This is a genomic window from Streptomyces sp. NPDC047072 (genome assembly GCF_040643855.1).
GTDB lineage: Bacteria > Actinomycetota > Actinomycetes > Streptomycetales > Streptomycetaceae > Streptomyces.
Genome location: NZ_JBEYVC010000274.1, coordinates 1 through 9227 on the forward strand (window position 1 = coordinate 1; position 9227 = coordinate 9227).

Below are 9227 nucleotides of genomic sequence, written 5' to 3' on the forward strand. Positions count from 1 at the left end.
CTCACCCTGATCCGCACGCTCCGCCGCCAGCGCGGCCTTGCGCTCCTCCTCGGCCTTCTCCTCGACCTCCAGGGCAAGATCGACGAGGATCCGCGGGCGGTCGCCGTGCTCGCGCGCTGGAGCGGCTGCATGAAGCAGTCCGGGTTCGACTACCAGCGCCCCAAGGACGCCTGGGCGGACTCGCGTTGGCAGGCGGCGGCCACCCCGTCGGCGGAGGAGAAGGCGGTGGCGGTCGCGGAGGTCGAGTGCGGTCGCAAGGCCAAGGTCGCCGAGACCCTGGCGGCGGTCGAGCGGGCGTACCAGACGCGTGTCGTCGACGAGAAGAGCCAGGAGCTGGCGGAGTACACCCGGGGCAAGGAGGCGGTCATGCGCCATGTCGCCCAGGTGTTGGGTCGCTAGCGCGGGGCGTGGGGGAAGGGAACGGAGAGCGTCATGAACACGTTGCGCAGCAGGCGCCGTGCGCTGGGCGGGAGTGCGGTCGCCGCCGCCTCCCTGATCGTGATCGGCTTCGTGGCGGGCTCCACCGTCCGCTCGCCGCAGCAGGTCGCGGCGGAGGCGGCGGGCCCGGGGCTCACCACGCTGACCACGCCCGTGGAGCGGCGCGTGCTGACGTCCACCGTCGTCCTGCGCGGCGACGTCTCCGCCTCCCGCACGGTCGAGGTCACGCCGTCGTCCAAGGAGGCCCAGACCATCGTCACCGCGGTCAAGGCGGAGCAGGGGCAGGAGATCCGTCCCGGCAAGGTGATCCTGGAGGTGTCCGGGCGGCCGCTGTTCGCGCTGCCGGGCGTCAAGCCGGCCTACCGGGACCTGCGGCCCGGCGCCAAGGGCGACGACGTGGCCCAGTTGCAGAAGGCCCTCAAGCAGCTGGGGCACGATCCGGGCGAGTACGACGGCGAGTTCGGCGAGGGCACCAAGACGGCGGTGCGCGCCCTGTACGAGGCCATCGGGTACGAGGTGCCCACCACCGGTGACGCGCAGGAGGTGTCGGCCGCCGAGGACAGGGTGGCCGAGGCGGAGGACGCTCTGGCCGCCGGCCGCGGTGGTACCGGCAAAGGGGCGGAGGGCGAGAGGCTGCGGCGGGCGCGCCAGGACCTCGACGACGTACGCGCCCGGTCCGGGCCGATGCTTCCCGCCGGCGAGTTCGTCTTCCTGCCGGCGTTTCCCGCCCGGGTCGCCGCCAGCCAGGCGACGCTCGGGGCACCGGTCAAGGCTCCCCTGGTGACGCTGTCGTCCGGACGGCTGGAGATCAGGGGAAGTCTCAACCCCGGTCAGCGCGACCTCGTCCGCAAGGGGCAGAGCGTGCAGATCCTCTCGGAGTCGACGGGTGTCACCGCCAAGGGCACGGTCACCTCGGTGGGCCCGCTCGTCCAGGACAAGGACACCGGCGTCTCCAGCCATCCGCTGACCGTGACCCCGAACGGCCCGCTCGACGCCGAGCTCGCCGGCAGCAACGTGCAGGTGAGGATCGAGACGGCCGCGAGCTCCGGCAAAGTGCTGGTGGTGCCCGTGGCGGCCCTCTTCGCCTCGCCGGACGGCACCACCAACGTCGTACGGATGCTGTCGTCCGGCGAGGAGGAGCAGGTCCCCGTCACGGCGGGCATGTCCGCCAACGGGATGGTCGCGGTCACGCCCCGGCGGGCAAGCGCCCTGCGGGACGGGGAGCGGGTCGTGATCTCCGAGCCCGAGGACGGGGCGCTCACGCCGGCCGAGGGATCGGCGTCGCGAGGGGGCGGCCGATGAGGTCGCCGTCGCCACTGCCCGCCGGGGTGCGTCCGCCCGTCGTCGAGCTGGCGGCCGTGGAGCTCACCTACCCGTCCGTGCCGCCGGTGGCCGCGGTGCGGTCCTGTGATCTCACGGTGCGCGGCGGGGAGTACGTCGCCGTGGTCGGCGCCTCGGGGTCGGGCAAGTCCTCGCTGCTCAACGTCCTCGGGCTGCTGGACCGTCCCACCGCGGGCCGGTACCTGCTCGACGGCGTCGACACCACCGGCCTGCCCGACGCCGAGCGCACCGCGCTGCGGGCGCACCGCATCGGTTTCGTCTTCCAGGCGTTCCACCTCCTGCCGCACCGCACCGCCGTCGAGAACGTCATGCTGGGGCTGCTGTACTCGCAGGTCCCCCGCCGCCGTCGGCGGGCGCTGGCGGCACAGGCCCTGGAGCGCGTGGGGCTGGGCCATCGGCTCGACGCCGAACCCACCACCCTGTCCGGCGGCGAACGCCAGCGCGTGGCCATCGCCCGCGCCCTCGCCGTACAGCCCTCTCTGCTGCTGTGCGACGAACCCACCGGCAACCTGGACTCCGCCACCGCCCGCACCGTGCTCGACCTCATCGCGGGACTGCACCGAGAGGGCGTGACGATCGTGATGATCACGCACGACACCTCGGTGGCCGACGGCGCGGGCCGGGTCGTCCGCATGCGGGACGGCGTCCTCACCCAAGACCGCACCGACCACGTACGGAGCACGGCCTCATGACACGTCGACGTTCCTCGCGCTCGGCCCGGACCACGGCGGCCGTGCCCACCACGACGCTGCCCGTCGCGGACCTGCTCGGGGAGGCACTGGCCGGTGTGCTCCAGCGGCCGGGCCGGACGATGCTGACCATGCTGGGGGTCGTCCTCGGCGTCGGCACGGTCGTGGCCGTGCTGGGCATGACCGCCAGCGCCACCGGGCAGATCTCCGGGCGCTTCACGGCCCTGACCGCGACGGAGGTGACGGTCCGCCAGACGGACGCCGTGCGCCCCGAGGACCTGACCTCCACCGGGACGCCGTTCCCCGGCGACGCCGACGCGCGCGTGGCGCAGATCAAGGGGGTCCGCAGCGCGGGCACCTACTCGGCGCTCGCCGCCGAGCGCGTCGGCGACGTCACCGGGGTCCCGCTGCCCGGGGCGCCCTCGGAGCAGCTGCCCGTGATCGCGGCCTCCGCCGGAGCGCTCCCCGCGCTGCGCCCGACCGTGCAGAGCGGGCGGTTGTACGACGCCGTCCTGGACCGCCGGGCCGAGCCGGTCGCGGTGCTCGGCGCGGGCGCCGCGCGGCGGCTCGGCATCACCCGGCTCGACCGACGCCCCGTCGTCTTCCTCGGGGGGACGCCGGTCACGGTCATCGGCATCATCGGCGACGTGGCACGCAAGTCGGAGGTGCTCGCCTCGGTCGTCGTCCCCTCCGGTACCGCCCGGCGGCTGTGGGGGCCGCCCGGCAAGCAGGACGAGCCGACGCAGATGATCGTCGACACGGAGCTGGGGGCCGCCGAGGACGTGGCCGCGCAGCTGCCCCTCGCCCTGCGCCCCGACCGGCCCGACACGCTGCTCGCCGTGGCCCCGCCCGACCCGCGTTCCCTCAAGGACCATGTCGCCACCGACCTGAACAGTCTGTTCCTGCTGCTCGCGGGGGTCAGCCTGGCGATCGGGACGGTCGGCATCGCCAACACCACGCTGATCGGGGTGCTGGAGCGGACCGGGGAGATCGGGCTGCGCAGGGCCCTGGGGGCGCGCCGCCGCCATGTGACGGCGCAGTTCCTCACCGAGAGCGCGCTCATCGGGAGCGTGGGGGGTCTGATCGGTGCGGCCGCGGGTGTGGTCACCGTGGTGGGGGTGGCCCTCTTCCAGCAGTGGACGCCTGTCCTGCCGACGGCCGTCGCCCTGCTCGCTCCCCTGGTCGGCACGCTGACCGGCCTGCTGGCCGGCGCGTATCCCGCGCTGCGGGCGGCGCGCATCGAGCCGGTGGACGCGTTCCGCCACTGACCGCCTTGCGCCGACCTCAGCAGCCCGAGATCGTCAGCTCCGGCTCCCCCTGGGCGTCCCCCGCCGGGTCGCCGATCCTCGCCGTGAAGCCCTCGGTGTGGACGATCAGCCCCGCGCCGTCCCGCTCGACAGTGGCCGTGAACGCACCGCCCCCGCCGTAGCGCACCGCGAAGACATGCAGGTCGTCCGGCGCCGCGGCCACGGGCTCCGCCTCCAGTGCCGTGGAGCTGACGAGGTGCCGCCACCCCTCGTCGGGGTTGCCGTACCCACGCGGGTCCTCGGCGAGCGCGAAGGCGGCCTGCTCCTGGGTCGTCCCGGCGCGGGCGTCGAAGTGCTCGTCCCCCGCGGCCTCGGGGTGCGTCAGCCGCAGCCCGTCCGCGGACGCCACCTCGCCCTCGGCGGTCCGCCGCACCCGGTCACCGTCGTCCTCCGCATACGGCAATCCGGCCAGCAGATACGGCGTCCCGGGCAACCGCTCCACCGCGACCGTCGTCCACAGACGCGCGCCGTCGGTGACGTACAGGGACCGGACATGCCGTAGGACATGGTCGCGCCCGACCACCGGCTTGGTGACGAGCTTGGCGACGAGGCCGTCCGCACGCACGTCACGGACCCGGACCTCCCCCATCGGCCGGCACAGCAGGAACCCGTCCACGACCGGCCCGAAACCGTGCTGTCGGTTCACGGCCGCCGGCAGGTAGTACGTACCCGCGGCCTCGACGACCGCCGGAGTCATCTTCGTGTCGAAGGCCACCGAGACCGTGCCGGCCCGCAGTTGATGGCGGGCGGTCCCCGTGGACGGCTCCCGGTGCCAGCGCGTGGTGTCCTGGATCTGCCAGACCAGCATCCACGCGAAGTGGCCGTCCACTCCCCCGTCCTCCTTGACCGCGTGCCGGGCCCAGCGGCTGTCGCCCCGGTAGCGGCCCAGGTCGGAGCCGATCCGCGCGCCGAAGTAGCGCAGGCCGAGGACCGACTCGAAGGCGGAGTGCTGCTCGCTGTAGCGCGGGCCGCCGTTGTCGAAGCCGCCGTTCGTCAGGCGGGCGTCGATGTAGCGGGCGAGGGTGTCGCCGTCCTCGGCGAAGATCTCCTCGCCACTGACCAGATACGCCTGGGCGAGGAAGGACAGGGAGATCGGACCGTAGTTGTTGTCGTACGCACCTCCGTGCTCGGGAGGCAGCAGCGCGCCCCGGTCGCCGACCCGGTGGGCGTGGATCTCCTCGGTGTACAGCCGCAGCGCCCGCTCGCGGACCGACTCCCGTTCCCCGTCCGGCAGATGGGCGGCGAGCATCAGGCCGCCGACCACACAGCCGATCGCCTGGTTGCCCGCCTCCTGCGGGTTGAAGAAGGTCGCCTCGGTGAGCCAGCGCCAGTATCCGCGCGCCACGTCGAGGAGTTGGTCTCGGGGCTCGTCCGCGACGAGACCGTCCGCCAGATCCAGCACGTTGACGGCCTGGAGCAGCGCCCACACCGTGCTCGGCCAGTCGCCGATGGGGTGGGCGCCCGCGGCGAGGGTGTAACGGGCGTACGGCAGACCGGAGTTGCGCACCTTCAGGTTCGGGTAACCCGGGTTGTCCTCGGTGTACACCCGCTCGCGCAGATGGAAGGCGAGGCTGCGGCCGACCGCCTCCGGCAGTCTGGGGTCCTTGCCGCGCTGCCAGGCGAGGGCGAGCAGCGAGGTGATGCCGAGCGAGGTGTCGCCGATGTCGTCGACGCAGTCGGGGTGTTCGAGGCTGCCCTGGGGGGTGAGGCGCGCGAGGGCCTGCTCCGTGACGTCGGTGAGGACGGCGTCGTAGGCCTCCGGAGTGTCCGGCAGGTCGTGCAACGGGCCGAGCTGGCGGGGGAGGTGCAAGGAGATCAGCCCTTCGTGCCGGAGAGGTGGCGCAGTGTGAGGGTGAGTGTCTGCGGTCCGTGGCCACCGAGGCAGACACGGTTTCCGGTCGTGGCGTCGGTGCCGCCGACCACGGTGTAGTCCTGACCCGGGTCGTACCGCAAGACGTCGCCGCGGTCCGGCCCGGCGAGCGGTTCGCCCGCCTCCACGTCGGCCGCCACCCGGATCTCGTCGTCGCCGACCCGGTAGGTCATCGGGCCGGTCGTCAGGCACCAGCGGTCGTCGCCGATCGGTACGGCGCCCTCGGTCACCCCGCCCGGCCGGAAGGTCAGTTCGAGGGACCAGGGCACCCGGGGGCCGCTGATGGCGATCCGCAGGTCGGCGCCGTCGTCCCGCAGGTCCACCTCGACGCGGGTGGTGTGGGAGACCTCGTCGCGCGGCCGGTCCGGGAAGGCCATGGCGGCCGAGAAGCGTCCCTCGTCCACCAGTCGGTACGCGCCGTCGCCGCGTCTGCGGTCCGGCGGGAGCGGCTGGTAGTAGGCGGCCGTGAGGGTTTCGGTGAGCTCGTACCGGCGGTCGGCGAGCTGCCGCATGCCGGCGGCGCGGAAGGGGCCGAGGTCGAAGAACCCCCGCGAGAGTCGGACCGCGTCGAGGACGGCGTCGCCGGCGAACAGGCGCAGGAAGGTGGGGTTGCAGGCGAGCCCCGAGCGGATGCGCCGGTGTGCGGGCACGTCGGAGCCGCCGTACACCACCGTGTGCGTGGTGGGCGAGACGCGGGCGGCGAGGCGGGCGGTGGTGAGGTACCGGCCGCGCGGGAGTGTTTCCTCCTCAGGGGCGGGCAGGGTGCGGCACAGGTCCGGGGTGAGGAGGGTCTGGGCGAGGAGGTCCGGGTCGTCGATGCCACTGGCGGCCGCCAGCCGTGTCGCCCGGGCGAAGTCGCCCCGGCCGGTGCGGATCGCGAGCAACCGGTAGTGGGGCAGGTAGGGCGCCAGCGGGTACGGGTGCTTCTGGTCCTGCCGGCGCGAGTGGACGGTCTCCACCGTGCCGTCCGGCCTGATGAGATCGAGGGTCACGGCGAGGTTGCGTTCGACGGCGTCCCGCAGGTCGGCGCGGTCGAGCACCTCGGCGAGCAGGAACAGCGACGGGTTGGTCACATGGGTCGCGTAGACGGCGCTGCGTTCCGAGTACAGGCCCTCCGCGTCGATGTCGACGCCCTCGGCGAGCCACTCCTCGACGCGGGCGAGGAGCCGGTCGTCGGGGAAGGACCGGTGCAGCCGGGCCAGCGCCGCGCTCAGCTCCCAGCGGTGGTTCGGGGTGTGCACTCCACCGGTCAGGAGGCTGTCGGCGGCGGCGCGGGCGATCTCGGCCAGCGCCGCCGTGACCGTGTGCAGTTCCGGTCCTCCGCCGGCGGCGAGCACGTACGCGTCGCACACGTCGTTGACGGTGAACGCGGAGTCCGGCGGGGACTGCACGTTGTCGCCGCCGGCGAAGAGGCCGGTGCCGGTCTGCACGGCCCGCAGGGCGCGCAGGTGGGTCGTCGCGGCGGCGACCGCCCGCCCGCTGCTGTGCAGGGCCGAGTCCGGGGACCGGTACGCCGCGACCAGGGTCTTCACCCGGCGCGCCAGACCACGGTGCGGCACCCCGGCGGGCTCCTCGTCGGGACCGGCCGCCAGGGGGGCGACGGACCGGTCGGCGGCGACGGCCACCGCACGGACGAACTCGTGGTCGAGCGGGTGGTGCAAGGTCAGTCCTTCAGTCCGGCGTTGATGTCGGCGCCCATGACGTACTTCTGGAAGACCAGGAAGATCACGATCAGCGGGATCATGGAGATGACCGACGCGCCCAGCAGGACCGACCAGTTGATGTTCTGCGCGCCGACGATGCTCTGGATTCCGATCTGCACGGTGAACTTGCTGGGGTCGTTCAGCATCAGCAGCGGCCAGATGTAGTCGTTCCAGCGCCACTGGAAGGACAGGATGGCGAGCGTCAGCATGATGGGCCGGGACAGCGGCACCATGATCCGCAGGAAGATCGACAGCTCCTTGGCGCCGTCGATGCGTGCGGCTTCCACAAGTTCGTCGGGGACCGTCAGGAAGAACTGGCGGAACATGAAGCAGCCGGTCGCGGTGAGCACGGCCGGGAGGATGATGCCGGCGAACGAGTTGTAGAGGCCGAGGTTGCGGACCACCAGGAACTCGGGGGCGAGCATGACCTCGGACGGCAGCATCGTGGTGGCCAGGATGCAGATGAAGAAGGCCTTGAGCCACTTGTTGTCGTACTTGGCCAGCGCGTAGCCGGTGCAGCAGCTGACGCCCACCGTAAGGATCGTCGTGACCACGCACACGATGGCCGTGTTGATGAAGTACTGGGAGAAGTTGGCGCTGTCCCAGGCCGCCTCGAAGCCCGACAGCGTGGGGTTGTGCGGAACCAGCGTCAGCGGGTAGGAGAACAGGTCGCTGGCCGGCTTGAAGGCGCTGAGGACGAACCACAGCACCGGGAAACCGTAGAGACACGCCATGATCCACAGCAGTGTCGTCGCGGACACCGCCTGCCGGAGCCCACCGGTGGCCGTCTTGCGGGGCCGCTTCTTGGAGACGGCTCGTCCGGAGCCGGTGTCGGCCGGGCGCGGGATGTCTGTGGTTGTCATCGGTTCTCCACCCGCCGGTTGACGAACAGCTGCACGACCGCGACGGCCATCAGGATGAGCATGAGCACGAACGACGCGGCGCTCGCGTAGCCGATCTGTCCCCGCTTGAAGCCGGTCTCGTAGATGTACTGGACGAGCAGGTTGTTGGAGGTTCCGGGCCCGCCGTTGTTGAGGGCGACGAAGACCGGGTACTCCTTCATCGCGTTGATCGTGTTGAGCAGGATGACGATGAACGAGGTGGGCGCGATGCTCGGCAGCGTGATGCTGAAGAACTGCCGCCAGGGGCCGGCGCCGTCGAGCGAGGCGGCCTCGTAGTACGACACCGGTACGTTCTTGATGGCCGCGATGAACAGCAGCATCGTGAAGCCCGTCCAGGCCCAGGCCGCCGCCATCACCACCACGAGCAGCGAGAGGTCCGCGTTCGACTGCCACGGAACGGCGCCCCCGCCGAACTTCTCGATCACGTAGTTGACCAGTCCGAAGTTCTCGCCGAACATCCACCGCCACAGGACGCCCACGACGATGGGCGACAGCAGCCACGGGATGAAGAAGACGACGCGGGCGACCGACCCGCCCTTCGCGTGCTTGCTCACCACCAGGTTGGCGGCGAGCAGCGAGACCACGAAGTTCAGCGGGACGAAGAGCACCGCGTACAGCAGCGTGCGGGACAGCGCGTCGTAGAACGTGGAGTCCCCGAACAGGTTGTGGTAGTTGTCCAGCCCGATGAACTGGAACGCCCCCACGCCCGTGTAGTTCGTGAACGAGTAGACGAGCCCGATCACCGCCGGCCAGACGAAGAACAGCGCGAAGAGCACCACGTTCGCCGAGATGAGGACGAGCGGCGCGAGCGTGTACTTGCTGCGTCTCCTGAGCAGGCCCGGCGGGCTCGCTGACACGTCCGAGGCGCGTTTTGTCATCTTCCTGACTCCGTGCTGGTGGTTTGGATAGCGGTGGGCTCCGGTCATGAGCCCGGCATCACGCGGGTGTCCGGGGCCGGGCGGCGGTGTCGGGACACC

Annotated in this window: 7 protein-coding genes and 1 pseudogene; 4 read left to right on the forward strand and 4 right to left on the reverse strand. The window is 71.9% G+C overall.

The window, feature by feature from the left end:
* The 4 genes and pseudogenes from ABZ896_RS50430 to ABZ896_RS50445 all read left to right on the forward strand — a co-directional run.
* Positions 1-399 (forward strand): annotated as a pseudogene (locus ABZ896_RS50430) (hypothetical protein); the annotation flags it as partial.
* Positions 400-432: 33 nt separating this feature from the next.
* Positions 433-1740: a peptidoglycan-binding protein gene (locus tag ABZ896_RS50435; protein ID WP_360945491.1), complete on the forward strand. Its 1308-nt coding sequence runs from the start codon at positions 433-435 to the stop codon at positions 1738-1740.
* Positions 1737-2471, forward strand: a complete 735-nt coding sequence (locus ABZ896_RS50440) for an ABC transporter ATP-binding protein (RefSeq protein ID WP_360945494.1) — start codon at positions 1737-1739, stop codon at positions 2469-2471. The genes ABZ896_RS50435 and ABZ896_RS50440 overlap by 4 nt, the downstream gene beginning before the upstream one ends.
* A complete protein-coding gene (locus ABZ896_RS50445; protein ID WP_360945497.1) occupies positions 2468-3736 on the forward strand; it encodes an ABC transporter permease in 1269 nt (422 codons plus the stop codon). Before ABZ896_RS50440 ends, ABZ896_RS50445 begins: the two co-directional genes overlap by 4 nt.
* A 16-nt stretch (positions 3737-3752) precedes the next feature.
* Here ABZ896_RS50445 and ABZ896_RS50450 read toward each other — a convergent pair whose 3' ends face one another.
* Genes ABZ896_RS50450 through ABZ896_RS50465 form a run of 4 tightly spaced genes read right to left on the reverse strand, consistent with a single transcriptional unit; the run spans position 3753 to position 9128 of the window.
* On the reverse strand, positions 3753-5585 hold the full coding sequence (locus ABZ896_RS50450; protein WP_360945500.1) for a hypothetical protein: 1833 nt from the start codon (positions 5583-5585) through the stop codon (positions 3753-3755).
* Positions 5586-5590: 5 nt separating this feature from the next.
* On the reverse strand, positions 5591-7306 hold the full coding sequence (locus tag ABZ896_RS50455) for a hypothetical protein (RefSeq protein WP_360945503.1): 1716 nt from the start codon (positions 7304-7306) through the stop codon (positions 5591-5593).
* A gap of 2 nt (positions 7307-7308) precedes the next feature.
* Complete coding sequence (locus ABZ896_RS50460; RefSeq protein ID WP_360945506.1) at positions 7309-8211, reverse strand: carbohydrate ABC transporter permease; 903 nt, start codon at positions 8209-8211, stop codon at positions 7309-7311.
* Positions 8208-9128, reverse strand: a complete 921-nt coding sequence (locus ABZ896_RS50465; RefSeq protein ID WP_360945509.1) for a sugar ABC transporter permease — start codon at positions 9126-9128, stop codon at positions 8208-8210. Before ABZ896_RS50465 ends, ABZ896_RS50460 begins: the two co-directional genes overlap by 4 nt.
* Between the last annotated feature and the right edge of the window lie 99 nt (positions 9129-9227).

Bases quoted from the DNA above. Each gene is read 5' to 3' on its own strand.
- ABZ896_RS50435 (WP_360945491.1), top strand. From the start codon at position 433: ATGAACACGTTGCGCAGCAGGCGCCGTGCGCTGGGCGGGAGTGCGGTC.
- ABZ896_RS50440 (WP_360945494.1), top strand. From the start codon at position 1,737: ATGAGGTCGCCGTCGCCACTGCCCGCCGGGGTGCGTCCGCCCGTCGTC.
- ABZ896_RS50445 (WP_360945497.1), top strand. From the start codon at position 2,468: ATGACACGTCGACGTTCCTCGCGCTCGGCCCGGACCACGGCGGCCGTG.
- ABZ896_RS50460 (WP_360945506.1), bottom strand. From the start codon at position 8,211: ATGACAACCACAGACATCCCGCGCCCGGCCGACACCGGCTCCGGACGA.
- ABZ896_RS50465 (WP_360945509.1), bottom strand. From the start codon at position 9,128: ATGACAAAACGCGCCTCGGACGTGTCAGCGAGCCCGCCGGGCCTGCTC.